The following is a 254-nucleotide window of genomic DNA, read 5'->3' on the forward strand; positions in this document are numbered from 1 at the left end:
GTTTAGTACATTTTCCCATGCAGCTAAAACCGAAAAAGCCGTTCTAGCTGGAGGTTGTTTTTGGTGTATGGAAAGTGACTTTGAAAAGCTAGAAGGCGTAACCGATGTAATATCGGGCTTTACTGGCGGTAAACTTAAAAACCCGACATACAATGGTAATCATAAAGGCCATTACGAGGCCGTAGAAATCACATACGATCCGTCCATAGTAAGCTATCAGGGCATACTTGATCATTACTGGGTAAATATTGATC

At 40.9% G+C, this 254-nt stretch carries 1 protein-coding gene; it reads left to right on the plus strand.

Annotation, left to right across the window (positions count from 1 at the left end):
* Positions 1-254: peptide-methionine (S)-S-oxide reductase (locus AAEY83_RS16950; RefSeq protein WP_351060981.1), on the plus strand; the 254-nt coding region annotated here is incomplete at both ends.

Source organism: Psychrobacter sp. TB20-MNA-CIBAN-0197 (assembly GCF_040309765.1).
Lineage (GTDB): Bacteria > Pseudomonadota > Gammaproteobacteria > Pseudomonadales > Moraxellaceae > Psychrobacter > Psychrobacter submarinus.